A 26,564-nucleotide genomic window follows, 5' to 3' on the forward strand; every position below is an offset into this window, starting at 1 on the left:
GCCGCCATTGCCTTACGGCTAAGTCAGCATTTTACGCCAGTTCAACTGCCAAGCGAAAAAAAAGCGCATCAGTTACGATGCGCCTTATATCTTACCTTACCAACTCAACTGCGTCAGGTTATTGTTTATCACAAACAATATTTGGCACCGAAGAGATCTGAGGTAGTCATCAGTTAACTGCGTCTTTCAGGCCTTTACCAGCACGGAAGCCTGGTACTTTTGCAGCTGGAATACTGATTTCTTTACCGGTCTGAGGGTTACGGCCAGTACGGGCAGAGCGCTCACGTACTGCAAAAGTACCGAAACCAACCAGAGCTACATCATCCCCTTCTTTCAAGGATTCAGTAACAGAAGCAATAATTGCATCTAACGCGCGCCCAGCGGCCGCTTTAGAAATATCAGCACCTGCGGCAATTTTGTCGATCAGTTGTGACTTATTCACTCTTTCATCCCCTTTAGAATTCTATCGTCGCGCCGAAAATCCCTACGGACAACACGACAGCGCAGCTGTTATATCAATCCTGTCTAGCCTTGGCAAGCAACCTAAAGGCGAATGCTTTCGTCAGACAGCCGATCTAACTTAGCGGCACAAAAAATAGCTGGCAAGTAGGATTTCGCTTACCAGCATTAGTTTTATCAATACTTCTTGCTATCCGTCACTATTTTGACGCAACAGGCTGTGCGCCAAAGGCCGGATTTTGCAACGCAATGGCTAAAACATCATCAATGCGCTTAACCGGATGAATCTCCAGATCGGCGATAACGTTGTCTGGAATCTCTTCCAAATCACGTTTGTTCTCATCTGGGATCAGTACCACTTTGATACCACCACGATGAGCTGCCAGCAGTTTTTCTTTCAATCCACCGATAGGCAATACCAAACCACGCAGCGTAATTTCACCCGTCATGGCGACGTCGGCGCGCACAGGGTTACCCGTCAGGCAGGAGACCAACGCAGTACACATTGCGATACCTGCACTTGGGCCATCTTTCGGCGTAGCGCCTTCAGGTACGTGAACGTGAATATCACGTTTTTCGTAGAAATCAGGGTTAATCCCCAATTTATCCGCACGAGCACGAACGACTGTCAGCGCAGCCTGAATGGATTCCTGCATGACTTCACCCAGAGAGCCGGTATAGGTCAATTTGCCTTTACCCGGAACACAGGCGGTTTCAATAGTCAGCAGATCGCCACCCACTTCGGTCCATGCCAGACCCGTTACCTGACCAACGCGGTTTTCAGTATCGGCGCGACCATAGTCAACCTTCTGAACACCCAAGAAATCCTTCAGGTTATCCCCGTTGATTTCGATGTGTTTAACCGTTTTATCCATTAGCAGATTTTTTACTGCTTTGCGGCACAGTTTGGAAATTTCACGTTCCAGACTACGTACCCCAGCTTCGCGGGTGTAATAACGGATAATGCTAATAATCGCGCTGTCATCAATAGTCAGCTCGCCTTTCTTAATGGCATTACGCTCGAACTGTTTTGGTAGCAGGTGCTGTTTAGCAATGTTGAGTTTTTCATCTTCGGTATAACCAGACAGACGAATCACTTCCATACGATCCAGCAACGGTGCTGGGATATTCATGGAGTTGGAGGTCGCCACAAACATCACATCGGACAAATCGTAGTCCACTTCCAGATAGTGGTCGTTAAACGCCACGTTTTGCTCTGGATCCAGCACCTCCAGCAACGCTGACGCCGGATCGCCGCGCATATCGGACGCCATTTTATCGATCTCATCCAACAGGAAGAGTGGGTTTTTCACACCCACCTTCGCCATTTTCTGGATCAATTTACCTGGCATAGAACCGATATAGGTACGACGGTGGCCACGAATTTCCGCTTCGTCACGCACGCCGCCCAACGCCATACGGACGTACTGACGCCCGGTCGCTTTGGCAATAGATTGCCCCAGAGAGGTTTTACCCACGCCCGGAGGCCCTACCAGGCACAGGATTGGGCCTTTGATTTTGCTGACTCGGCTCTGAACCGCAAGATACTCAAGGATGCGGTCTTTCACGCGCTCCAAACCATAATGGTCGGTATCCAACACTTCCTGCGCCTTGACCAAGTCTTTTTTAACTTTGCTACGGCTGTTCCACGGAACCTGCAACATCCAATCGATATAACCGCGCACTACGGTAGCTTCCGCAGACATCGGCGACATCATTTTCAGTTTTTGCAGCTCAGCTTCGGTTTTTTCACGCGCGTCTTTCGGCATTTTCGCCGCTTCGATTTTGCGTTTCAGCGCTTCGTGTTCATCCGGCGCATCGTCCATTTCACCCAGTTCTTTCTGAATAGCTTTCATTTGCTCATTCAGATAGTACTCACGCTGGCTCTTTTCCATCTGCTTTTTAACGCGGTTACGGATACGCTTCTCAACCTGTAACAGATCGATTTCCGACTCCATCATTGCCATCAGATATTCAAGACGTTCGGTAATGTCGAACATTTCCAACACTGCTTGTTTATCATTCAATTTCAATGGCATATGTGCAGCAATGGTATCCGCCAGACGTGCAGCGTCTTCAATGCTATGCAGGGAGGTCAGGACTTCCGGTGGGATTTTTTTATTCAGTTTGATATAGCCTTCAAACTGATTAATTGCCGTGCGCACCAGTACTTCCTGCTCACGCTCATCGATTGCAGGTGATTCCAGGTATTCGGCCTGGGCAGCGAAATGCTCTCCGCTGTCAGACAGAGTGGTAATGCGCACACGCTGTAACCCTTCGACCAGTACTTTGACTGTGCCATCAGGCAATTTCAGCATTTGCAAAATAGAGGCAACGGTGCCAACAGAAAACAGATCGTTGATACCAGGCTCATCCGTCGACGCTTCTTTCTGTGCAACCAACATGATTTTTTTATCATGTTCCATTGCAGCTTCCAGGCACCGAATCGACTTCTCCCGGCCAACAAACAGTGGGATCACCATATGCGGGTAAACCACTACATCGCGCAGAGGCAATACAGGGATTTCTATGCGTTCGGAACGCTCAGGGTTCATAGAGCTCTCTCTTATGTTTAGCTTCCGCCAGATTTCAGGAAATCTCGTGAAACACGGGAGGTCACGAGTTTCACTAAATAGGTTATTGAGTATATGGGGACGAATGTCTTACATTCAACGATAACAATGCGAGGAAAAAGAAATGGGGGATAAAATCCCCCATTATCTTACTAACTGTCTGGATTATTTGGCTAATTATTCGCCAGAAGCTTGCGCTTCAGGCTGGCCGTAAATCAGCAGCGGTGCAGATTGACCGGCGATAACTGATTCATCAACAACCACTTTATCCACACTTTCCAAAGATGGCAGATCGTACATGGTGTCCAGTAAAGCCGCTTCTACGATAGAACGCAGGCCACGAGCACCGGTTTTACGCGCCATTGCCTTTTTAGCAATCGCCGTCAGAGCTTCATCGCGGAATTCCAGCTCAACGCCTTCCAGATTGAACAACGCCTGATACTGCTTGGTCAGGGCGTTTTTCGGCTCTTTCAGAATCTGAATCAGGGCGTCTTCGCTCAATTCACTCAAGGTAGCAACAACGGGCAAACGACCAATGAATTCAGGAATTAACCCGAACTTGATCAAATCTTCTGGCTCAGCCTGTCTTAGCAATTCGCCTTCGGTTGCTTTCTCGGATTTTCCTTTTACCGTTGCGCCAAAACCAATACCGGTACCGGTATTCAGACGCTGCCCGATAACTTTATCCAGACCAGCAAATGCGCCGCCACAGATAAACAGAATCTTCGAGGTATCAACCTGCAGGAACTCCTGCTGCGGATGTTTGCGTCCACCCTGTGGCGGTACGGCAGCAATAGTACCTTCGATCAGTTTCAGCAAGGCTTGCTGTACGCCTTCACCTGATACGTCACGGGTAATTGACGGGTTGTCCGATTTACGAGAAATTTTATCAATTTCATCGATATAGACAATACCGCGCTGCGCTTTCTGCACATCGTAATCGCATTTCTGCAACAGTTTCTGGATGATGTTTTCGACGTCTTCACCCACGTAACCGGCTTCGGTTAGCGTCGTCGCATCGGCCATGGTGAATGGCACATCCAGGAAACGAGCCAGCGTTTCCGCCAACAGTGTTTTACCGCTACCCGTTGGACCGATTAGCAAAATGTTACTTTTGCCCAGCTCAATGCCGTTGCTGGTATCACCGTTACGCAGACGCTTGTAATGGTTATAAACCGCAACCGCCAACACTTTTTTCGCTGGTTCCTGCCCGATGACATAATCATCCAGATGGCGACGGATTTCATGCGGTGTTGGCAATGAGCTACGCTCCCGATGCGGGGCGACCTCTTTAATCTCTTCGCGAATAATGTCGTTGCACAAATCGACACATTCATCGCAGATATACACTGACGGCCCGGCAATCAGCTTACGCACTTCATGCTGGCTTTTGCCGCAGAAAGAGCAATACAGCAGCTTTCCTGAACCGTCTTTGCGCTTATCTGTCATCAGTAAACCTCTTCTTTAGTATCTGCCGTCACTAACAACAGGACGGCAGGGAGACTATTCTCGTTACTTCTGGACGTCACGTCTTTATCAAACGGACTGCCGGCACCTTAGCGTGCTAAAAGACTAAACTTTTCCAATTATAGTCTATCGGCGCACAGAAATACGCTGTTAGTCACGGCGGTTGAATATCTCATCGACCAATCCATATTCTACAGCCTCGGCCGCAGACAGGAAACGGTCACGCTCCGTGTCTCTCTCTATTTCTTCGAGAGGTTTCCCCGTATGTTTCGCCATCAGTTCGTTCATACGGGATTTCACTTTCAGGATTTCTTTCGCATGAATCTCGATGTCGGTCGCTTGCCCCTGGAATCCGCCCAGCGGCTGGTGAATCATCACCCGCGAGTTTGGCAGACAGAAACGCTTCCCTTTCGCACCAGCGGTCAGCAAGAATGCGCCCATGGAACATGCCTGGCCCATACAAATGGTGCTGACATCCGGTTTGATGAACTGCATGGTGTCATAGATAGACATACCCGCAGTGATCACCCCGCCCGGTGAGTTAATATAAAGGAAGATATCTTTTTCCGGGTTTTCGGCTTCCAAAAACAGCATTTGTGCCGTAATCAGGTTGGCCATGTGATCTTCAACCTGGCCGGTTAGGAAGATAATGCGCTCTTTCAGCAGACGGGAGAAGATATCGTAAGAACGTTCCCCACGTGAAGTCTGCTCAATCACCATCGGCACCAGAGCCATGTTAGGTGCAAATTGATCTCGTTCGCCACTGTATGACATTACCATCTCCTAATAGAATTTACTTTGGCGCCATTAATAACCGATTCTACTTGAGATAAGCAATGATGACCATGATAAGCAGTAGGTCGTCCCAGACATATCCAGCGGTGATAATCAGCCAACGCAAGGAAAGATAGAACATAAAGTCTGTAATAGTAATTGGGGGAAGGATACTGTTTTTCAAGCCCCATACCTTTTATTGTCTCAACGCCCCTTTCTCACCTCACGCGTTTTTTAGACGCTCGCTACGGATTTAATTCAGCACTTTCTTTTATTTTTTTAATATAGCCCAGTTTGACGGGAACCATAGCCGAGAATTTGTTGTTTTTATCGTGTAAATCAAGAAGAAAAAAGCCCGTAGCCAAAGGCGACGGGCTTGAGAAGTCAAAACGCCAAGTCAAAGATACTTAACGTTATGCGCTAAAAAACATTACGCTGCAGTGGTCTGATTCATCAGCTCGCTGAAGGTAGTTGGTTTTTCGGTTACCTTGGCTTTAGCCAGCAGTGTTTCTACCGCTTGTTCTTCCAGAGCAACGTTACGCATGTTGTTCATCAGCTCTTTGTTTTTGCTGTAGAACTCGATAACTTCTTGCGGATCTTCGTAGGCAGAAGCCATTTCTTCGATCAGCGCTTTAACGCGGTCTTCGTCAGCTTTCAGCTCGTGCTGGCTGATCACTTCGCCCAACAGTAGGCCAACAACAACGCGACGTTTAGCTTGTTCTTCGAACAGTTCACGTGGCAGTTCAGCAGCTTGTTTCTCGTTGCCACCGAAACGCTGTGCAGCCTGGCGACGCAGAACGTCGATTTCGCTGTCGATCAAAGCAACTGGAACGTCGATTTCGTTAGCGCTAACTAAACCGTCGATTGCCTGAGTTTTAACACGGTTACGCACTGCGCCTTTCAGCTCGCGTTCCATGTTTTTACGTACTTCAGCGCGCAGACCTTCGATAGAACCATCAGCCACGCCGAAACGTTTGATGAATTCTTCAGTCAGTTCTGGCAGTTCACGTTCTTCAACTTTCTTCAGAACGATAGCGAACTTGGCTGATTTACCTTTCAGGTTTTCAGCGTGGTAATCTTCTGGGAAGTTCACGTCGATAGTGAATTCTTCGCCCGCTTTATGGCCCACAACGCCTTCTTCAAAGCCTGGGATCATGCGGTTCTGGCCCATAGCCAGTACGAAATCAGTTGCTTTGCCGCCTTCAAACTCTTCGCCGTCGATAGAACCGGTGAAGTCCAGAGTCACGCGATCTTCTGCTGTAGCAGCGCCATCGGTGTCTTTCCAGGTAGCTTGTTGCTTACGCAGGGTGTCCAGCATCGCATCAACGTCGGCGTCATTAACTTCAACAACCGGTTTCTCTACTTCGATTTTTTCCAGATCTTTCAGTTCAACTTCTGGATAAACTTCGAATTCAACAGAGAAAGTGAAATCTTCGCCTTCTTTGTATTCGCCCGGTGCGTAGCTTGGTGCGCCAGCCGGGTTGATTTTTTCTTTGATGATCGCGTCAACAAAGTTGCGTTGCATCAGATCGCCCAGTACATCCTGACGAACGGACGCGCCGTAACGCTGTTCAACGATGTTCATCGGCACGTGGCCTTTACGGAAACCGTCAATGCGAACATTTTTAGCCGCTTTCAACAGCTCGCTTTTTACTGCTTTCTCAATGCTATCAGCAGCAACAGTGATAGTTACACGGCGGCCAAGGCCTTGGGTGGTTTCAACAGAAACTTGCATCTTGTTACCTCAAAAAAATCACAGTGCTCGGTCAACTCCAGAAGCCGCTATCAAAACCCTGCCATTGTAGGAATGACACTGGCCCTGAAAACACCCTCTAAGAACCGGGACGGCCGCATTACAGAACCGAGTATCCCAGATGTCAGAAGCGTCCCGAAACCATTCCGGAAAAATAAGACGCGACATTATAGCGGTGCATAGGTTTCGAGTCGAGGAAAGCGAGTGAATGTCAGCGCGCGAAAATTTACGCGGACGTCGATCCCTCGACAAAAACGCTGGCAGCGCTGTGCTAAAAATAGTGTTGTCGCCAGTTAAAAAACAAACGGCCCAAAGGCCGCCTGTGGATTTCTCTATTACTAATACCTTAAATCAGCAGAAAAGTTCCACGGAAATCAGGCAAATACCATATTTATGCCAAGGTTCCGGCACCGCGGCATGATGGAGAGTCAGGCAAGGTGTCTTGCAGACTCTCCCATTCTTTGACCGTGTAGGTATGTAATGCCAGCGCGTGGACTTCACCGGCTAATTCTTCGGACAATACGCCATAAATGGCACGATGGCGGTTTAAAAAGCGCTCACCGGCAAATTTATCGCTAACAATCACAACCTTAAAGTGGCTCTCCGAGCCTGCGGGCACATTGTGTCTGTAGCTTTCGTTTATCACTTCCAGGTGAACAGGTTCAAATGCCGCCCTGAGTTTTTCTTCTATCTTTTCGCGAATCAGAATCATAAAGATCTCCTTACTGCACCGGCAGAGAACTGCACACCTTCTTACAGCAATATTAGTCGGTTTTGGCTGTTTTATAACATTCCTTTGACAATAATTCTCGGTTAAATACGCCTAACGCCGACGAAACGGCCAGAGGTTGAGGATAATCCGATTGTCACGGCAAAAGGTTATTTGTAGGGTTCCAGTATGAAAATCCGTATTTGTGGCGAATTTGTCACCATTGGGATCTTCCCCCTATCTGCGGCAGTGCTATGATGTCGCAATAATATTGCAGCTATCCCGCTCAGTTTATTAAAAATTCCATAACTCTCGAGAAAGTGAACATGCTAAAGAAAATTCTTTTCCCGCTGCTGGCCGCGTTGATGCTGGCGGGTTGCGCCACCAACAGCAATACGCTTGAAGTCACGCCGAAAATCGTATTGCCACCGCAAGATCCCACCTTGATGGGAATTACCATCAGTATCAACGGTGCCGATCAGCGTCAGGATTCCGCGCTGGCCAAAGTCAACCGCGATGGCAAATTGGTGGTATTAACGCCATCTCGCGACCTGCGCTTCCTGTTGCAGGAAGTGCTGGAAAAACAAATGACTGCCCGTGGCTATATGATTGGTACCGGCGGCCCGGTTGATCTGCAAATCGTAGTTAACCAACTGTTCGCCAACGTGCAGGAAGGTAATCTGCGCTACAACATCACGACCAAGGCTGATATCTCCATCACAGCTCAGGCGCAAAATGGTAACAAACAGGTTAAGAACTACCGTTCTACCTATAATGTCCAGGGCGCATTTACCGCAACCAATGCCAAAATAACTGAAGCAGTGAATACCGTGCTCAGTGACGTTATTGCGGATATGGCTCAAGACACCAGCGTTAACAGCTTTATCAAACAAAACGCACGTTAATCTGTTGTTTGCTTAACTTTGCTCTGCCCTGAATCGGGGCAGAGCACGTAGGTTTCTTATGTCCAGTCGCTATTCAAACCTGTTTACACAGCGTAATTCGCTCATTCTTTTATTACTGGGGTTTGCCTCCGGTCTTCCTTTGGCTCTGACGTCCGGCACGCTGCAAGCCTGGATGACGGTGGAGCAAGTTGATCTGAAAACCATCGGTATTTTCTCTCTGGTCGGTCAGGCTTACGTCTTCAAGTTCTTGTGGTCCCCATTGATGGACCGCTACACCCCTTCTTTCCTTGGTCGTCGCCGCGGTTGGTTACTGGTGAGCCAGCTATTATTAATAGTGGCTATCATCGTAATGGGCTTTATGGAGCCGGCGAAGCATTTATGGTGGCTGGCAGCGATTGCGGTATTGGTCGCCTTCTGCTCGGCGTCTCAAGACATTGTTTTTGATGCCTATAAAACCGATTTGCTTAGTGCAGAAGAACGGGGAACCGGCGCCGCAGTTTCGGTTTTGGGTTATCGGCTGGCCATGTTGGTTTCCGGCGGTTTGGCGCTATGGATTGCGGACCGTTATCTCGGCTGGCAGTCAACCTATTGGTTAATGGCTGGTTTGATGGTTATCGGGGTGGTTGCTACTCTGATGGCTCCTGAACCGGATGCCCCCGCCGCCGCACCTAAAACGCTGGAACAGGCAATTGTTGCCCCGCTGCGCGATTTCTTTGGCCGTAATAACGCTTGGCTGATTTTACTGCTGATCGTGCTTTATAAAATGGGCGATGCTTTCGCCGCTAGCCTGAGTACGCCGTTTCTGATTCGTGGGCTAGGTTTCAACGCCGGTGACGTCGGCCTGGTCAATAAAACCCTAGGTCTGTTAGCGACGATTATCGGTGCTTTGTATGGCGGTTTGCTTATGCAACGCCTCAGCTTATTCCGCGCCCTGATGATTTTCGGCATCTTGCAGGCGGTTTCCAATCTGGGCTATTGGATTCTATCGGTGACAGACAAGAATATCTTCACCATGGGGAGCGCCATTTTTCTGGAGAACATCTGTGGCGGCATGGGTACCGCAGCCTTTGTGGCGCTTTTGATGACGCTGTGCAATAAGTCGTTTTCCGCCACTCAGTTTGCCTTATTGTCAGCACTGTCTGCGGTTGGTCGCGTGTATGTCGGCCCGGTTGCAGGCTGGTTTGTAGAAACTAACGGCTGGTCGATATTTTATCTGTTCTCCATCGCCGCCGCCGTTCCGGGCCTGATATTACTCTATATCTGCCGCCATACCCTTGAATTCACGCAAAAAACCGATGAATTCATGCCTCGAACCGAATTTAAAAATGGTTATCGCTGGGCCTTACGCTTTTTAACCATCGGTTGTTTATTATTGGCCGCGTGGCTGGTGCTATTAATCAGCAATGCCTGGGGATGGACCGCAGCGCCAGAAGTGGCCGATGTGCTGCTATTACGAGGGATTCAACTCAGTATTGTTGGAATGATACTGGGTGGAGCGCTGGATTATCTGGCACTGCGTCGCGCCCGCTTGACTTAAGACGACACGTTGCTTCACCAATAGCCGGTATTCTATTACCGGCTTTTTTATACGTAAAAGTTAGTCAACTGGGTATACACCCGACAAAACCACAATCATGATCACATTATTAAGCAACTAATCAGAAATATTATTCTTAAAATGAGATTCAAATCACCCTCAGGTCTTTAACCTTTTGTGCTGTCAGACTATGATGTGCGCACTTTTTATTAAGGACATATGTCCTTTTATTTCCCCTGACACCTTTTAACAATAATTGAGGCTTTTATGCGTAAAATTCTCGTTGGCGCCATCGCGCTAACTGCGGTCACTCTGGCACCTTCTGCGCAAGCTGAATACCAATGGGGTTTCGGCAATATCAGCATGAACTACCTGGATTGGACGAAGAGCACTACGCATAAATCCGGTGGTTCATCTCATAAAGATGACTTTGCCTATATTGAATTAGAGGGCGGCGCAGGTTTTAGCTGGGGTGAAGTTTACGGCTTCTTCGATTTAGAAAACCCGTTCAACTCCAAAACTGCTCAGCCGGGCGATAACCAGCGTTACACCTTTAAAACCACTGGCCGCTACTATTTAGGCGACACCGGTTTTAACCTATACGGCCACGTTTATGGCACCTACTCTCTGCCAGCTGCTGAAGGCAACAACTACAGCAACTTCCACGAAGTGAATACCCTGTACGGTATCGGCTATAACACCACCATTGCTGGCGTATGGATGAAGCCTTTCGTTGCGCTGCACTACGTTGACCAAACTTATTACTCAGGTAATAACGGTTATGTTGTTGGTTGGGTTGCTGGCTACGATTTCACCGCTTTCGATGAGAAATTCAGCATTACTAACTGGAACGAGCTGGAATTTAACCGTGCAGAACGCTATGCGGCAGGTAACGGCGGTCGTAACGGGGTGAACGGTGCTATTGCACTGTGGTGGACACCAATGAAACAATTCACCACTGGTATTCAGTATCGTTATGCTTATAACAAGCTGGGCGAAGACTTTTTACAAGACGGTATCGTTTACTCAATTAAATATAATTTCTAACTAAATGATTCCGGGGAAACCATTTTGGTTACCCCGGAATATATTTTAATTCACTTTTAAGATACATATTATTTACATAAAATCGTAAATAAACTCCTCCCAAATCTGTATTTCCCGACAATAAAATCCTGCTTGGCATTGTTTTTCCTTAATATAGTTAGCTTTTAGTTACGCTTGTTAATTAACTCTTGCGCCAACATATTGTTGCAATTAGAAAATTATCAAAGAGAGCAACATCTGTGACCCCCTTAACATAAAGTGTCAACAAGCCGCTGACACAACCTTAAGCGTGTTTACAGTCCTGCAACCTTCCCGTAAAATGCCCGCACACCTGAAACGACAATAGAGCCCTTTGTAATTGAGGTCGTTAGATGAGACTTAAGAAATACATTAAAAATATTGGGATGTTGTCTTTATTTGCAGCCACGGTAACACTCGCTGGTTGCGATATGGTATTGATGAACCCTAAAGGCACAATCGGACTCGAACAAAAAACGCTGATACTCACCGCTATCGGTTTAATGTTGATCGTAGTAGTTCCGGTTATTTTTATGGCGTTTGCCTTTGCGTGGAAGTTCCGTGCTTCCAACAAAAATGCAACCTATACCCCGAACTGGTCCCACTCCAACAAAATTGAGCTTGTTGTATGGGCTGTACCAATCATTATCATTGCTATTCTGGCAACGATAACCTGGAAAACTTCTCACGAACTTGATCCGTTCAAACCTTTGGTTGTCGAAGGTAAAGAACCGATCACTATTGAAGTGGTTTCTTTGGACTGGAAGTGGCTGTTTATCTATCCAGAACAAGGTATTGCCACCGTCAATGAAATCGCCTTCCCTACTGATGTTCCCGTGAACTTTAAGATCACATCCAACTCAGTGATGAATTCGTTCTTTATTCCTCAGTTAGGCGGACAAATTTACGCGATGGCCGGGATGCAAACCAAACTGCATCTGATTGCCAATGAAGCCGGTAAATACAACGGTATTTCCAGTAGTTTCAGCGGTAAAGGCTTCTCTGGTATGAAATTCACTGCGATCGCTACGCCGACTCAGGGTGATTTCGATCAGTGGGTCGCGCAGGTGAAAAAATCGCCAAACACCCTGAATACCACTGCTGATTTCGATAAATTGGCTGAGCCGAGCGAAAATAACCCGGTTGAGTATTTCTCCAGCGTTAAGCCGGAGCTGTTTAAAGAAACGATTGGCAAATTTATGGGCGATATGAACATGCACAAGAGCGATGACATGCATAAAGGCATGGACATGAGCAAAGGCATGGAAATGGGCGACCACTCTCACGCCGGAGCCGAGGAATAAACGATGTTGGGAAAATTAACACTTGATGCGGTTCCGTTACACGAACCAATCATAATGGTTACCGTTGCTGCAATTATTCTAGGCGGTCTGGCATTAGTTGCCGCCCTGACTTATTTCGGCAAATGGAAATGGTTGTGGAGCGAATGGTTGACCTCCGTTGACCATAAGAAAATCGGTATCATGTACATTCTGGTAGCGATGGTCATGCTGTTGCGTGGCTTTGCCGATGCCATCATGATGCGAAGCCAGCAAGCGCTTGCTTCGGCTGGCGAGGCAGGATTCCTGCCACCTCATCACTATGACCAGATATTTACCGCCCACGGCGTAATCATGATCTTCTTCATGGCGATGCCTTTCGTGGTGGGTCTGATGAACATCGTCGTACCATTGCAAATTGGTGCTCGCGACGTTGCCTTCCCGTTCCTGAACTCCCTAAGTTTCTGGTTCTTCGTCGTCGGGGTGGTGTTGATCAACATCTCTCTGGGAGTCGGTGAATTTGCTCAGACTGGCTGGTTGGCGTATCCGCCGCTGTCAGGCATTGAGTACAATCCGGGCGTTGGCGTCGATTACTGGATATGGAGTCTACAGATTTCAGGTCTGGGTACCTTGTTGACCGGTGTTAACTTCTTCGCGACTATTCTTAAGATGCGTGCTCCTGGCATGTCCATGATGAAGATGCCTGTCTTCACCTGGGCGGCTTTCTGTACCAACATCTTGATTATCGTTTCTTTCCCGATTTTGACCGTAACCGTTGCGTTACTGACTCTTGATCGTTACATGGGCACCCATTTCTTTACCAATGATATGGGCGGCAACATGATGATGTACATTAACCTGATTTGGGCTTGGGGCCATCCGGAAGTGTATATCCTGGTTCTGCCGGTATTCGGTGTGTTCTCCGAAGTCACGGCGACCTTCTCGAAGAAACGTCTGTTCGGTTATACCTCATTAGTATGGGCAACCATTGCCATTACCGTTCTGTCGTTTATCGTTTGGCTGCACCATTTCTTTACCATGGGTTCAGGTGCCAACGTAAACGCCTTCTTCGGTATTGCTACCATGATTATTTCCATCCCGACCGGGGTGAAAATCTTCAACTGGCTGTTCACCATGTATCAAGGCCGTATCCAGTTCAACTCTGCGATGCTGTGGACCGTTGGCTTTATCATCACCTTCTCCATCGGTGGGATGACCGGCGTTCTGTTAGCCGTACCGGGTGCGAACTTCGTACTGCATAACAGTCTGTTCCTGATTGCTCACTTCCATAACGTGATCATCGGCGGCGTAGTATTCGGTTGCTTCGCAGGTCTGACTTACTGGTTCCCTAAATCTTTCGGCTTCACGCTGAATGAAACCTGGGGCAAACGTGCGTTCTGGTTCTGGATTATCGGTTTCTTCGTAGCCTTTATGCCGCTGTACGTTCTGGGCTTTATGGGTATGACCCGTCGTTTAAGCCAGGATATTAACCCTGAATTCCACCCGATGTTGATGGTGGCAGCAGGCGGTGCAGTACTGATTGCCTGCGGTATTCTGTGTCAGGTTATTCAGGTCTTCGTCAGTGTGCGTGACCGTGAACAAAACCGCGATCTGACCGGTGACCCGTGGGATGCACGTACGCTGGAATGGTCTACCTCTTCCCCACCTCCGTTCTATAACTTCGCCGTAGTGCCTGAAGTTGTTGACCGTGATGAATTCTGGGACATGAAAGAGAAAGGCGAAGCTTACAAGCGTCCGGCTAAATATGAAGAGATCCACATGCCGAAGAATACCGGCGCGGGTGTCATCATTGCAGCTTTCAGTCTGATCTTTGGCTTCGCCATGGTCTGGCACATCTGGTGGATGGCTATCGCCGGCTTCGTTGGCATGATCGTCACCTGGATCGTGAAAAGCTTCGACGAAGATGTGGATTACTATGTGCCGGCAGAAGAAGTTGAGCGCATTGAAAATCTTCACCATGAACAAATCAGAAAAGCAGGCGTGAATCATGTCAACTGAAACTCTGACTAACCACAACGTAGCCCATGCAGAGCATGGGCACCACGATGCGGGAGCCACCAAGGTCTTTGGCTTCTGGGTCTACCTGATGAGCGACTGTATTCTGTTTGCGACTTTGTTCGCAACCTATGCAGTATTGGTAAACGGGACCGCTGGCGGCCCTACAGGTAAGGACATTTTTGACCTGAACTTCGTTTTGGTCGAAACCTTCCTGCTCCTGTTTAGTAGTATTACCTATGGCATGGCCATGCTGGGTATGAACAAAGGCAACAAAAATCAGGTAAATCTCTGGTTGGGTATGACCTTCCTGTTCGGCCTGGGCTTCGTGGCGATGGAAATCTATGAATTCCATCACCTGATCGCTGAAGGCTACGGCCCGGATCGCAGTGCGTTCCTGTCTAGCTTCTTTGCGTTGGTTGCCACTCACGGTATTCACGTAACAACTGGTTTGGTTTGGATTATCATTATGATGATTCAGGTAGCGAAACGCGGCCTGAACCCTACCAATCAAACGCGCCTGATGTGCCTGAGTCTGTTCTGGCACTTCCTGGACGTGGTGTGGATCTGCGTATTCACCGTTGTTTATCTGTTAGGAGCCATGTAAATGAGTCATTCAACTACTGGTCACGGTGGAGCAAGCCACGGCAGCCTGAAGTCCTATATAATCGGCTTCGTTCTGTCAGTAATTCTGACAGTCATTCCGTTTGTCATGGTTATGCAGGGCACCGCTTCTCATACCATGATTCTGGCAACGGTTGTGACCCTTGCCGTGGTGCAGATTATCGTACACCTGGTGTACTTCCTGCATATGAATGGTAAGTCAGAAGAGCGCTGGAACCTGGTGGCGTTCCTGTTCACCGTAATGATTATCGCGATCGTTGTTGTGGGCTCGCTGTGGATTATGTACAACCTCAACATCAATATGATGGTTGACTAAAGAGCTGCATGTGATGATTAAGCAATACCTGCAAGTAACTAAACCAGGAATTATTTTCGGCAATTTAATTTCTGTCGTTGGGGGATTCCTCCTCGCCTCTAAAGGCGATATTGATTACCCCCTTTTTCTCGCCACGCTAATCGGTGTTTCGTTAGTTGTTGCCTCCGGGTGTGTATTTAACAACTATATCGACCGTGATATCGACTGCATCATGGAGAGAACGAAGAACCGGGCCTTGGTAAAAGGCCTTATCGAACCGAAGATAACCCTGATTTATGCATCGGTACTGGGTATTGCGGGCATGCTGTTGCTTTATGTGGCGGCCAATGTGTTAGCAATGGCACTGGCCGTCATAGGTTTCATTATCTATGTCGGGGTTTACAGCCTCTACATGAAGCGTAAGTCGGTATACGGCACTTTGATAGGCAGCTTGTCCGGTGCGGCTCCGCCGGTTATCGGCTACTGCGCGGTGACAGGCCAGTTTGATACCGGCGCATTGATCCTGTTATTGATCTTCAGCATCTGGCAGATGCCGCATTCATACGCGATCGCCATATTCCGCTTTAAAGATTACCAAGCGGCGAATATTCCGGTATTGCCAGTTATAAAAGGGATATCGGTCACCAAAAACCATATCACCCTGTATATTCTGGCATTTATGGTAGCAACACTGATGCTGACTCTCAGCGGCTACGCCGGATATAAATATCTGGTAGTCGCAGCGGCAGTCAGCGTCTGGTGGTTGGGAATGGCTCTGCGTGGCTACAAAGCAACGAATGACAGCGTATGGGCGAGAAAACTCTTCGTATTCTCAATCATTGCGATTACTTCATTGAGTGTAATGATGTCTGTAGACTTCAACGTTCCGTCATCTGCTGCATTACTGACTTACGTCGGGTAAGCACACCGAAAGTTCCATGAAGCGGCCTCGCTGGTTTCCAGCCGGTCGCTTCCTCTTTTCTACCCTACCCTGTTTTATTCATACCTGATTTTGCCATCAGACTGTATATTCCTCTCGTTTTGAATACACCTATCAACCGTCTGATAAACTCTATTTTTCCGGAAGATACCCACTCTGGCTGTAATATATTCTAAACATCAATAGATTTACCGGTTGGCACTAAAATCATTACAATAGTGCAATAAGTTTTTTTGAGGTGGTAATGAACGATAACAAAATGACTCCGTTAGAGCTCCGGGCAACCTGGGGGCTGGGAACGGTTTTTTCACTGCGCATGCTCGGGATGTTCATGGTGCTGCCGGTGATCACCACCTATGGCATGGCTTTGGCCGGAGCCAGTGAAGCACTGATCGGTATTGCTATCGGTATCTACGGTCTGGCTCAGGCAATATTCCAGATTCCTTTCGGATTAATATCCGACCGTATTGGCCGTAAGCCTTTGATCGTTGGCGGGTTACTGATTTTTGCGCTGGGTAGCGTGATTGCTGCCATGAGCGATTCTATTTGGGGCATTATCCTCGGCAGGGCATTACAAGGTTCTGGTGCTATTGCCGCCGCAGTGATGGCTTTGCTTTCGGATCTGACTCGCGAACAAAATCGTACTAAAGCCATGGCATTTATTGGCGTTAGCTTCGGTATTACTTTCGCTATTGCGATGGTCCTGGGTCCAATCGTCACTCACGCCTATGGCCTGAATGCACTATTTTGGGGCATAGCGGTACTGGCGTTACTGGGCATCGTTATCACGTTGGCAGTGGTGCCTTCTGCGGATACCCATGTATTAAATCGCGAATCCAGCATAGTAAAAGGCAGCGTCAGTAAAGTATTGAAAAACAGCCGGTTGCTAAAACTTAATTTCGGCATTATGTGCCTGCATATTCTGTTGATGTCGAGCTTTGTCGCCCTGCCTCAGGCCATGGCCAAAGCGGGCTTACTGCCCGAACAGCATTGGAAGGTTTATCTGGTGACAATGCTGGTTTCCTTCGCGGCGGTAGTACCATTTATTATTTATGCCGAAGTCAAACGCCGGATGAAACAGGTGTTTATGGGCTGTGTGGCCGTATTGCTGATCGCCGAAGTAGTGATGTGGGCATCCGGTGAACACCTGTGGGGCATTATCGCTGGTGTGCAACTCTTCTTTATTGCCTTCAATGTGATGGAGGCAATTTTGCCTTCGTTGATTAGCAAGGAGTCTCCCGCTGGCTATAAAGGTACGGCGATGGGAATTTACTCTACCAGCCAGTTTATCGGCGTAGCCATTGGCGGCAGTTTGGGCGGTTGGTTATTCGGGCTCGACGGTGCGGGAGTGGTGTTTATCGCCGGTTCGGTCATTGCTTTGGTGTGGTTTGCCGTTAGCGCAACGATGCAGGAACCGCCTTATGTCAGTAGCTTACGCATCACGCTGTCCGAATTAGCGGCTAAAGATTCGGCCTTGGAACATAAAATTAAAGCGCAGCCAGGCGTGACCGAAGCGATAGTCGTAGCGGTAGAACGCAGCGCTTATGTGAAAGTAGATATCAAGAAAACGAACCGATATCAGTTAGAACAACTGGTTAACGCTGTGTAAGAAGCATCGATGATGAGATGAGGAACAAAAGCTGTAAATGGGCATTTGTTCCTCTTTATCAATCAGCAGCCTTTATTACTGTTATCAGCAATCAGACTTTGAGCTTAGTCGCGGAAGTTATTGAACTGGAACGGTTGCCCCAAATCTGCACCGCGAACCAGTGCCATTACGCTTTGCAGATCGTCACGCGCTTTACCGGTTACGCGAACCTGTTCACCCTGAATCTGCGCCTGCACTTTCAGCTTGCTGTCTTTGATCAACTTAACCAGCTTCTTGGCCTGCGCGCTTTCAATGCCCTGCTTCAGCTTGGCATCCACGCTGTAGGTTTTGCCGCTGCGATCCATTTCTTCCGGAATCTCCAGCGCCGCACCTTCGATGCCACGTTTGCTCAGTTGCGCCCGTAGAATATCGAGCAACTGCTCCACCTGAAAATCAGATTCGCTGGCAACTTTAATACTTTCGTTTTTCTCATTTAATTCAAAACTAGCTGGGACGTTACGAAAATCCCAACGGTTTGCCAGATCGCGGGTGGCGTTTTCTACTGCGTTACGCACTTCCTGCATATCAATTTCAGAAACGATGTCGAAAGATGGCATATTCCCTCCTCCATATAAGATGAATGGCAAGCATAATAACCGCTTTATCGTCGTAGACAAAATCAAGCCGCTGGCTGTTCGCATTTTCGCCACAGAACGTAGCTAACTCAGCGTTTAATGAAGAAAAAGTCTATAATCCAAGCATAACACTTATAAATATTTAGCGCGTTTTCCGTTTACACCAGGGAGAGAGTTATGAAGATTACGGTTCTTGGTTGCGGTGCGCTCGGGCAGCTTTGGTTATCGGCTCTGTACCAACAAGGCCATGATGTTCAGGGTTGGTTGCGAGTGCCTCAACCCTACTGTTCGGTGAATGTCATCACCCTTGAAGGTGACGAATTCAATCAAAATCTGCCCACCAACGATCCGCAGCATTTAGCAGAAAGCGAGTTACTGCTGGTATGTTTGAAAGCTTGGCAAGTTTCCAGCGCGGTAACCACCCTACTGCCTAAACTCAATCCGGATTGCACGGTTTTGCTCTTGCATAACGGAATGGGTACGCAGGAAGAGTTACCGGACGCGGTAAATACTTTCCTGCACGGCGTAACGACTCATGCAGCGCGACCTGACGGCAATACCATTATCCACGTTGCCGGCGGCATATCTCATATTGGCCCCGCGATTGCCCCCGGCAAAGATGTCAGTTATCTGGCGGATATACTGCACCACGCCCTGCCGGACGTCGCATGGCACAATGATATTTCCTCCGCCTGCTGGCATAAGCTGGCGGTCAACTGCGTTATCAATCCTCTTACCGGCCTGTATGAGTGCCGAAACGGTGACCTACAGCGTTATCCTGAGCTGGTAACGCGATTATGCGCAGAAATTGCCGATGTAATGGAAATGGAAGGTTTCCATACCTCCACCGAAAGCCTGCTTTATTATGTGCAGGAAGTGATTCAAAGTACGGCTGATAACGTCTCCTCCATGCTTCAGGATTTACGTGCGCAGAGACATACAGAGATCGACTATATCACCGGCTATTTACTACGTCGGGCGCGCAGTCACGGCATGACGCTGCCGGAAAATTCACGCCTGTACGATTCGATTAAACGAAAGGAAAATGTGTATGAGCGTATCGGCACTGGTTTGCCTGGCACCTGGGAGTGAAGAAACCGAAGCGGTCACCACCATTGATGTGCTGGTACGTGGCGGCTTTGAAGTGACGACCGCAAGCGTAGCCGGTGATGGAGAGTTAGTAATTACTTGCTCTCGCGGTGTAAAACTGGTGGCAGATACGCGTCTGGTCGATGTGGCCGATCAACAATTTGACGTAGTGGTATTACCCGGCGGAATAAAAGGGGCAGAATGTTTCCGTGATAGCCCGCTGCTGGTCGAAAAAGTGCGGCAAACTCATAATGAAGGCCATCTGGTCGCAGCCATTTGCGCGGCACCGGCTTTGGTGTTAGAACACCATAACCTATTCCCCATCGGGAATATGACCGGTTATCCCGGCTTGAAAGATAAAATTTCACCGAATAAATGGATGGATCAGCGAGTGGTCTACGATCGTAGAGTCAATCTGGTTACGAGCCAAGGGCCGGCAACCTCTATCGACTTTGCATTAAAAATCATCTTTTTATTATTGGGAAGGGAAAAAGCTGAGGAAGTCGCCCGTCAGCTTATTCTGCCGCCGGGCATCTTTAATTACCGTAACTGATTCATATCGCAGCCGTTCGACGCTGAACGGCTGTTTTAACCCTAAGATTAAGCTAATGCTTCTTTATCTAAACGTACCTGCTGATCTTTGCGTTCCCGCTCCAGTTCCAGCACGCCGCGATGGGACAGATAGCAGAAGATAATGCAGCAAATAATCCCCCCCATCAGCAAGTAGAACCCGCCGTGCCAACCCACTCTATCGACCATTACGCCAAACAGGCTGGTACCCAAACTGGCTCCAAGGATATAGCTCATAAAGCCGCGTAAGCCCACCGCTGACCCTACGGCGAAGCTCGGTACGATTTCCATGGTCTGCACTGAAGCCAGGAACTGAGGCACATAAATCAGACAACCGACGATAGCCGCAAAGAAAGTCACCATCAGTAGGGAATCACACTGCCAGTAACCGATCAGGCAGATAAAGATCATCACCATACAAATCATCGCCAACGGCATTCTACGGCCGCGGAAGAATTTATCCGATAACCAACCGGCCAATAACGTAGAAGGGATTGCCGCCCATTCAAAGAACAGGAAAGCCACGCTCATTTCGCCCTTGGTGAAGTGTTTTTCAGTCAACAGATAAATCGGTAGCCAACTGATCATACCGAAACGCACCATATAAACGAAAACATCTACGAAAGACACGTACCAGGCATGCTTGTTTTTCAGTACATAAGTACAGAAAATCTGGAATGCAGACATATTTTCCGGTGCTTTCTGCCCGGCTTTAACTGGCTCAATCACCAAGGCTTCCGGCATGATTTCCTGTAACGGAGGTAAGCCTTCACTAACCGGAGAACCTTTGCCCAACAGCAATACCATTGACCCCAAAATCACCGCAATAATGGCAGGCACGATATAGCTAGCGGTTTGCCAGTGCTCACTGCCTAAAATTGCGAATGCGCCGCCGACGATAGGTGCGACCACGCCGCCGCCTACATTATGGGAAATATTCCAGATAGCCCCCACCCGGCCACGCTCACGACGCGGGAACCAGTTGGCGATAGTAATAAAGGAAGGCCCGACTCCCATTCCCTGGAAGAAACCGTTAAAGATGACTAATACGGCAAACAGCCAGAATGCGCCGCTAAACCCCAATCCTACATTGACCAAGGCGCACAGTAGCAAACCCATTGCCATATAAACTTTGGGATTGGCCTTATCCGCCAAACTACTCATGATGCCTTTACTAATACCGTAGGCAATTAACATACAGCTACTTAGCATGCCAATTTCCGTGGCGCTTAAGTGCAATTGTTCTTTTAAATAAGGTGTAGAAAGCGTGAAGTTATTCCGCACAATATAGTAGGAAAGGTAACCAATAAATATACTGAACAACGCCTGAACCCGATAACGATTATATGTAGCTATTACTTTATCGTCGGGAACTTTATGGGTTGCTATCTTGGGTTTCATAAATGAGAGCATAGTTCACCTTAAAGATTTATTATTAAATTGTTATTTAGAAAAATGGATTTCCCTGGCGTTGAAGCCAATAAGTCTGTTATCGCAGACATTGTCTGAATAAAATAAAGTGTCTGATACTACAAAGCAGTTGATAATCCCAGCGCCACTGCGTCATTATGTTTCGCAGTCAGCATGCAGCGACTGACGAATTGGTGCAACCTAAGGGATATGTTTCAAAATTGACACAACAACCCAAAATTTATGAGTCAAAATTAACTCATTTTTGTCTTTCTTTATTTTTACGCGTTAAAAAAGACAAAAATGGGACAAATTGGAACAATCCGGCCATCGCTATAAATATATTTATTTGTTATTTATTTGATATTAATCACACATTAACCGGGGCGAATAAATAGATGCAAAGTTTACGCAACATTCTCTTGAACCTAATTATTGCCCTGAGTTTAGCTCCCGCGAGTTACGCTAATGAATTGGTTATTGCCACCACCTTCTCCCCCGAAGCTACCGCGCATATCATTGCGCAATGGCATAAACAGCCGCAGGCAGTTTCTATTCGAACGCTAAATCGCACTAGCTCTTCCCTAGAGCGTTTACTGGATACGCCAATGGGGGAAAATATCGATTTGGTGCTGACCTCATCCCCGATGTTGATGCAGCATTTGCAGGATCATCAGCGTTTGGCTACCTTGCCTACGCTGGCAGTACATAATCAGCAACGCGTTCCAGAATCCATCCGCAGCTCCACGGCGGCGGTAGCCATTTCCGGCTATGGCATTCTGGCCAATAGCGCACGCTTAAAAGAAAAGCATTTACCCACGCCGGTCACCTGGGACGGATTAAAAGACGCCCGCTATCAAGGGATGATTTTAATGAGCAGCCCTTCTCGCTCCGACACTAACCATTTGATGATAGAAACATTGCTACAGCAACGGGGCTGGCAGCAAGGCTGGGAAACCCTGCTGGAAATTTCCGGTAATCTGGCCACAATTTCTTCCCGCAGTTTTGGCGTTTCCAATAAAATCAAAACCGGACTCGGCCTTGCCGGCCCCATTATCGATAATTACGCCACTCTGTTGCTAAAAGACCCGCAGCTCAGTTTCAGTTACTTTCCTGAAAGCGGCGCTTCACCGACTTTTATCGCCATGACGAAAGGCAGCTCGCGCCAAACCGACGCCGCCCGTTTCATCAATTTTCTACTGAGTGACAGCGGGCAAAAAGCACTTTCAGATACCGATACCGGCAAGTATCCAGTTTCCCCGTTACCCGTTGAAGATCCGCGCGCCAAACAGCAACAGCGCTTATTACAGCAAACGCCGCTGGATTATCGCCAGATCCTGCAACGGCAGAAACTCGTGCAGCAATTGTTTGATACCGCGATCACTTTCCGCCTGCACCAGCTACAGGATGCGTGGAAAGCTTTGCACAGCGCCGAAGCTCGTCTAAAACGCCCTCTGCCGGAAATCCGGGCATTGCTGACCGCCGTACCCGTCACTCCGCAACAGGCTGTGGATATGGATTATCTGCAACGCTTTAACCAGGGGCCGGATAACGCAATGGAGTCAGAGCTAATGATTTGGCAACAGTTCTTCCAAAAACAGCAGCATTTGGCGATCCAACAGTTGGAATCGCTGAAATGAACCCGCTTTTCTATCGCATCACTATCAGCTCTATTTTGCGCTGGGCATTTGCCTTTGGTGCAATACTGACTCTGTTTGTCAGCGCCGTCAGTTTGTATTCATGGCACGCCCAAAGTAGCCAGATTCGCTATGCGCTGGATGATTACTTTCCTAAAATTCAGGCGTCCTTTCAGCTGGAAGAAAATCTGAATGCACTCATTCAGGAATTGAATGAATTCCAGCATGCCCCCAACACAACGGCGCGTATTCAAATGCGCGATCAGATTGCTCATCGGCTGGATACCATCGAAATGGCCAGCCGACGTCTGACACCGGACAGCCAGCGCCAGTTGGCAACGACGTTGACCCGAAGTCGGGAACTGCTTTCTCGATTGGATAGTGCGCTATACAGTAATTTCCTCGCCAGAGAAAAGATCACCGAGCTCGCAGCACGGATTAACTGGCTTCACGATGATTTCAATACCGAGCTAACGTCGCTTTCTCAGGATATTAGCTGGCAGCAAGGCTCGCTCATCGATCAATTAACGCAGAAAACCAGTCTGGAAAAAAATCACCAGTTGCAAAGTACGCTGCGCAATGTTCAGGATGAATTACAGCTGGTTTACGCCCTTGCGCACATTGAAACTCAGGTGGTTGACGATCTGCGCGAACAGCTGGCCAATCCGAATATTGATAGCCTGAATAATCACATTCGTTACCTGAGCTACCTAAAGCAAACTGCGGAATCCAACATGCAATCGTTGGCAAAACATCCCAGCACCATCACTCTGCGCCAGACTATCGATGAATTGCTCAATTTAGGCACCGCAGAGCTAAAAATGCCGGCTATTTTGCAAGAACGGGCAACGGCGCTGGCATTGCTGGAGGAAACCGTGAATGCGAAAGAGCAAACCCTCACTCGCTTTCGCAGTCAGATTGAAAACCAGTTGGGCAACAGCCACCAGCAGTTACAAACCTTCAATCAACGCCTCGGCGATATTATGGGCATCAGCGGCCTGCTGATTATTGTCGCAACCCTCCTGGCTCTGCTGTTTGCCTTTACGCTCAATCATTTCTATATTCGCTCACGCTTGATCAAACGCTTTACCCTGTTAAATCAATCGGTAGCGCGTTTAGGCTGCGGCGAACTGGATACAACTATTCCGGTCTACGGAGGGGACGAACTGGGGCGAATTGCTGGATTACTGCGCCGCACCATCGGCCAGATTAATCAGCAAAAAAATCAGCTTAAACAAGAGATTGATGAAAGACGGCTCATTGAGAAGGATTTACGTACTGCGCAAGATGAACTGATTCAGGCGGCTAAACTGGCGGTAGTCGGGCAGACGATGACCACCCTTGCTCATGAGGTAAATCAGCCTCTCAATGCCCTGTCGCTGTATTTATTCAGCAGTGAAAAAGCGCTTAAAAACGGCGATAACGCCATGCTGGAGGCCAATCTGGATAAAATGCGCGGTTTGATTCTGCGTATTGTGAATATTATTAAGCAGCTACGACAATTCTCCCGTCGCAGCGATGCACATCAACAGTTACACCCCATCGATCTACGAGCCAATCTGGATGCGGCCTGGGATCTTTTATCCTTGCGTCATCGTCCACTCAAGGCGCGGTTCATCCAGCCAGAAAGTTTCCCTTTGGTATACGGCGACGATATTCGTATTCAGCAAGTGTTGGTCAACTTATTGACCAACGCGCTAGAAGCCAGCGCTCAACATCCGCCAATCATTGAGGTTTCTTTCGAACAACAGGCAGAAAATCTATTGCTGACTCTGCGAGATAATGGTCAGGGCTGGCCGCTAGCGCTGGCGGATCGATTGCTTAAACCTTTTACGACCAGCAAAGAAGTGGGACTGGGTATCGGTCTATCGATTAGCCAGTCCATTATGGAGCAGTGCGCAGGAGAGCTGCGGTTGGCGTCAACATTAGACCACCACGGAATGGTGATATTGCAATTCAGGAGTCTGAGCCATGTTAACTGATGAACAGCAAATTTTACTGATTGATGACGATATTGATGTGCTGGACGCCTATTGCCAGATCCTGACGCAAGAAGGTTATCAGGTAGCGGCATACAGCTCACCGCAGGCGGCAGCAGAACTTATTACCACCGATTGGCAGGGTATGGTCATCAGCGATGTCTGTATGCCAAACCTTTCCGGCATGGCTCTGCTGGAAATTTTGCTCGCCAAAGATCGTCATCTGCCGATATTGCTGATCTCCGGCCACGGCGATGTTCCCATGGCGGTGGAGGCGGTGAAAAAAGGTGCCTATAACTTTCTGGAAAAACCAGTCAATCCGGAAAAATTACTGCAATGCGTTCAGCTGGCGCTGGCAGATAGACAGGCTCTGATTGCTCGTCGTCACTGGCAGCGGGAGCAGCTTAGCGAACATCTGTTGGGCAACAGCGGTTGGGTTCGGCAACTAAGAGAACGCCTGCAGATGCTGGCCGATATTGATGTGCCGGTATTTTTTTACGGTGAGCTGGGAACCGGCCGCTCTCTGGCGGCACGCTATCTGCACCAACTGAGCCAACGCCGCAATAATCCGTTGATCATCATCGATCCTACCAGCGATGAGAATATCGACCTCAATAGTTACATCAATCAGGTACAGAACGGTACATTGGTAGTAAAAAACATTGAACGGCTCGCCAGCCAGCAACAGCGTGCTTTGGCGCAACTGCAAAACCCTGAAGAATGTCATTTCCGTTTAATTGCTTTGAGCAACTCCTTACCTGCACAGTTGGCCGCTCAGCAATTGCTGGTTCCCGAACTCTACTATCGATTTTCTCTTAGCCATATTGAGTGTTTACCCTTGGCAAAGCGCCCTGGCGATATTGAGGTACTATTCCGCCATTATCTGGAAAATGCCTGTAAACGTCTGGATCGCCAGCAGCCACAGCTGAGTGAGGCTTTCGTAAAAAGGTTGTGTCGCCGTCCGTGGCCGGGAAATATTCGAGAGTTATTAAACGCGGCAGAATTATTTGCCGTTGGCGTGATGCCATTGACCGAAACCAGCATGGAATGGGTGACTGAAACTGACTGTGGCCCGTTGGATGAACGAATTGAACAGTATGAGCTGAAGATAATTAATGAGGCGCTAAATATCCATCAGGGAAGAATTAACGACGTAGCAGAGTATTTGCAAGTACCGCGCAAAAAGCTCTATCTACGGATGAAGAAATACGGCATCGATAAAAAAGACTATCGCTATTAGCTTTCGGAAATAACAAAGG

At 48.2% G+C, this 26,564-nt stretch carries 22 protein-coding genes; 14 read left to right on the forward strand and 8 right to left on the reverse strand.

Annotated features, from left to right (window positions below; genetic code table 11):
* Positions 1–169: 169 nt before the first annotated feature.
* From hupB to bolA, 6 genes are all read right to left on the reverse strand, one after another.
* On the reverse strand, positions 170–442 hold the full coding sequence (gene hupB, locus ACQ4OC_RS10375; protein ID WP_004392663.1) for a nucleoid-associated protein HU-beta: 273 nt from the start codon (positions 440–442) through the stop codon (positions 170–172).
* A gap of 217 nt (positions 443–659) precedes the next feature.
* Positions 660–3,014, reverse strand: coding sequence for an endopeptidase La (gene lon, locus ACQ4OC_RS10380; protein WP_049598546.1), 2,355 nt, complete (start codon positions 3,012–3,014; stop codon positions 660–662).
* A gap of 195 nt (positions 3,015–3,209) precedes the next feature.
* The gene (gene clpX, locus ACQ4OC_RS10385) at positions 3,210–4,481 is read right to left on the reverse strand and encodes an ATP-dependent protease ATP-binding subunit ClpX (protein WP_064512245.1); all 1,272 of its coding nucleotides are present in this window, start codon (positions 4,479–4,481) and stop codon (positions 3,210–3,212) included.
* 168 nt (positions 4,482–4,649) lie between these two features.
* Complete coding sequence (gene clpP / locus ACQ4OC_RS10390; protein ID WP_049598543.1) at positions 4,650–5,273, reverse strand: ATP-dependent Clp endopeptidase proteolytic subunit ClpP; 624 nt, start codon at positions 5,271–5,273, stop codon at positions 4,650–4,652.
* Positions 5,274–5,703: 430 nt separating this feature from the next.
* Positions 5,704–7,008, reverse strand: a complete 1,305-nt coding sequence (gene tig, locus ACQ4OC_RS10395; RefSeq protein WP_049598542.1) for a trigger factor — start codon at positions 7,006–7,008, stop codon at positions 5,704–5,706.
* Positions 7,009–7,417: 409 nt separating this feature from the next.
* Positions 7,418–7,738, reverse strand: coding sequence for a transcriptional regulator BolA (bolA, locus tag ACQ4OC_RS10400; protein WP_120806381.1), 321 nt, complete (start codon positions 7,736–7,738; stop codon positions 7,418–7,420).
* A 323-nt stretch (positions 7,739–8,061) separates the two neighbouring features.
* On the opposite strand from bolA, the gene ACQ4OC_RS10405 reads away from it, so the two are divergent.
* From ACQ4OC_RS10405 to ACQ4OC_RS10445, 9 genes are all read left to right on the forward strand, one after another.
* The gene (locus ACQ4OC_RS10405) at positions 8,062–8,640 is read left to right on the forward strand and encodes a lipoprotein (RefSeq protein ID WP_064512240.1); all 579 of its coding nucleotides are present in this window, start codon (positions 8,062–8,064) and stop codon (positions 8,638–8,640) included.
* A gap of 58 nt (positions 8,641–8,698) precedes the next feature.
* Positions 8,699–10,177 (forward strand): muropeptide MFS transporter AmpG, encoded by a 1,479-nt coding sequence (ampG, locus tag ACQ4OC_RS10410; RefSeq protein WP_064512238.1) that lies wholly within the window; start codon positions 8,699–8,701, stop codon positions 10,175–10,177.
* A gap of 267 nt (positions 10,178–10,444) precedes the next feature.
* Entirely contained in the window at positions 10,445–11,224 is a 780-nt protein-coding gene (locus ACQ4OC_RS10415) for an outer membrane protein OmpK (RefSeq protein WP_064512237.1), read from the forward strand.
* 371 nt (positions 11,225–11,595) lie between these two features.
* Complete coding sequence (gene cyoA, locus ACQ4OC_RS10420; RefSeq protein WP_064512235.1) at positions 11,596–12,546, forward strand: cytochrome o ubiquinol oxidase subunit II; 951 nt, start codon at positions 11,596–11,598, stop codon at positions 12,544–12,546.
* Between the two features lie 3 nt (positions 12,547–12,549).
* Positions 12,550–14,541 carry a cytochrome o ubiquinol oxidase subunit I gene (cyoB, locus tag ACQ4OC_RS10425; RefSeq protein WP_064512233.1) on the forward strand — a complete coding sequence of 664 codons (1,992 nt, stop codon included), beginning with the start codon at positions 12,550–12,552 and terminating at the stop codon, positions 14,539–14,541.
* A complete protein-coding gene (locus tag ACQ4OC_RS10430) occupies positions 14,531–15,145 on the forward strand; it encodes a cytochrome o ubiquinol oxidase subunit III (protein WP_049598534.1) in 615 nt (204 codons plus the stop codon). Before cyoB ends, ACQ4OC_RS10430 begins: the two co-directional genes overlap by 11 nt.
* Positions 15,146–15,478, forward strand: a complete 333-nt coding sequence (locus ACQ4OC_RS10435; RefSeq protein WP_049598532.1) for a cytochrome o ubiquinol oxidase subunit IV — start codon at positions 15,146–15,148, stop codon at positions 15,476–15,478.
* Between the two features lie 13 nt (positions 15,479–15,491).
* The gene (cyoE, locus tag ACQ4OC_RS10440; RefSeq protein WP_064512231.1) at positions 15,492–16,379 is read left to right on the forward strand and encodes a heme o synthase; all 888 of its coding nucleotides are present in this window, start codon (positions 15,492–15,494) and stop codon (positions 16,377–16,379) included.
* Between the two features lie 262 nt (positions 16,380–16,641).
* Entirely contained in the window at positions 16,642–18,006 is a 1,365-nt protein-coding gene (locus ACQ4OC_RS10445) for an MFS transporter (protein ID WP_430971153.1), read from the forward strand.
* Between the two features lie 104 nt (positions 18,007–18,110).
* Here ACQ4OC_RS10445 and ACQ4OC_RS10450 read toward each other — a convergent pair whose 3' ends face one another.
* A complete protein-coding gene (locus tag ACQ4OC_RS10450; protein ID WP_064512227.1) occupies positions 18,111–18,602 on the reverse strand; it encodes a YajQ family cyclic di-GMP-binding protein in 492 nt (163 codons plus the stop codon).
* A 195-nt stretch (positions 18,603–18,797) separates the two neighbouring features.
* Here ACQ4OC_RS10450 and panE point away from each other — a divergent pair, with 195 nt between their 5' ends.
* Both panE and yajL read left to right on the forward strand, forming a co-directional pair.
* Positions 18,798–19,712, forward strand: a complete 915-nt coding sequence (gene panE / locus ACQ4OC_RS10455) for a 2-dehydropantoate 2-reductase (RefSeq protein ID WP_064512225.1) — start codon at positions 18,798–18,800, stop codon at positions 19,710–19,712.
* Positions 19,672–20,262, forward strand: coding sequence for a protein deglycase YajL (gene yajL, locus ACQ4OC_RS10460; protein ID WP_064512224.1), 591 nt, complete (start codon positions 19,672–19,674; stop codon positions 20,260–20,262). Before panE ends, yajL begins: the two co-directional genes overlap by 41 nt.
* Before the next feature lie 47 nt (positions 20,263–20,309).
* Here the strand turns inward: yajL and pgtP are convergent, their stop codons facing one another.
* Positions 20,310–21,692 (reverse strand): phosphoglycerate transporter PgtP, encoded by a 1,383-nt coding sequence (gene pgtP, locus ACQ4OC_RS10465; protein WP_064512222.1) that lies wholly within the window; start codon positions 21,690–21,692, stop codon positions 20,310–20,312.
* Positions 21,693–22,087: 395 nt separating this feature from the next.
* Between pgtP and ACQ4OC_RS10470 the strand changes: the two genes are divergently transcribed.
* The 3 genes from ACQ4OC_RS10470 to pgtA are packed head-to-tail and all read left to right on the forward strand — an operon-like array spanning position 22,088 to position 26,545.
* Entirely contained in the window at positions 22,088–23,329 is a 1,242-nt protein-coding gene (locus ACQ4OC_RS10470) for an ABC transporter substrate-binding protein (protein WP_084414257.1), read from the forward strand.
* Entirely contained in the window at positions 23,326–25,308 is a 1,983-nt protein-coding gene (gene pgtB, locus ACQ4OC_RS10475) for a two-component system sensor histidine kinase PgtB (RefSeq protein ID WP_064512217.1), read from the forward strand. The genes ACQ4OC_RS10470 and pgtB overlap by 4 nt, the downstream gene beginning before the upstream one ends.
* Complete coding sequence (gene pgtA / locus ACQ4OC_RS10480; protein ID WP_120806374.1) at positions 25,298–26,545, forward strand: two-component system response regulator PgtA; 1,248 nt, start codon at positions 25,298–25,300, stop codon at positions 26,543–26,545. Before pgtB ends, pgtA begins: the two co-directional genes overlap by 11 nt.
* Positions 26,546–26,564 lie beyond the last annotated feature (19 nt).

Source organism: Yersinia sp. J1, from assembly GCF_050586585.1.
In the GTDB taxonomy this organism is placed as follows: domain Bacteria; phylum Pseudomonadota; class Gammaproteobacteria; order Enterobacterales; family Enterobacteriaceae; genus Yersinia; species Yersinia entomophaga.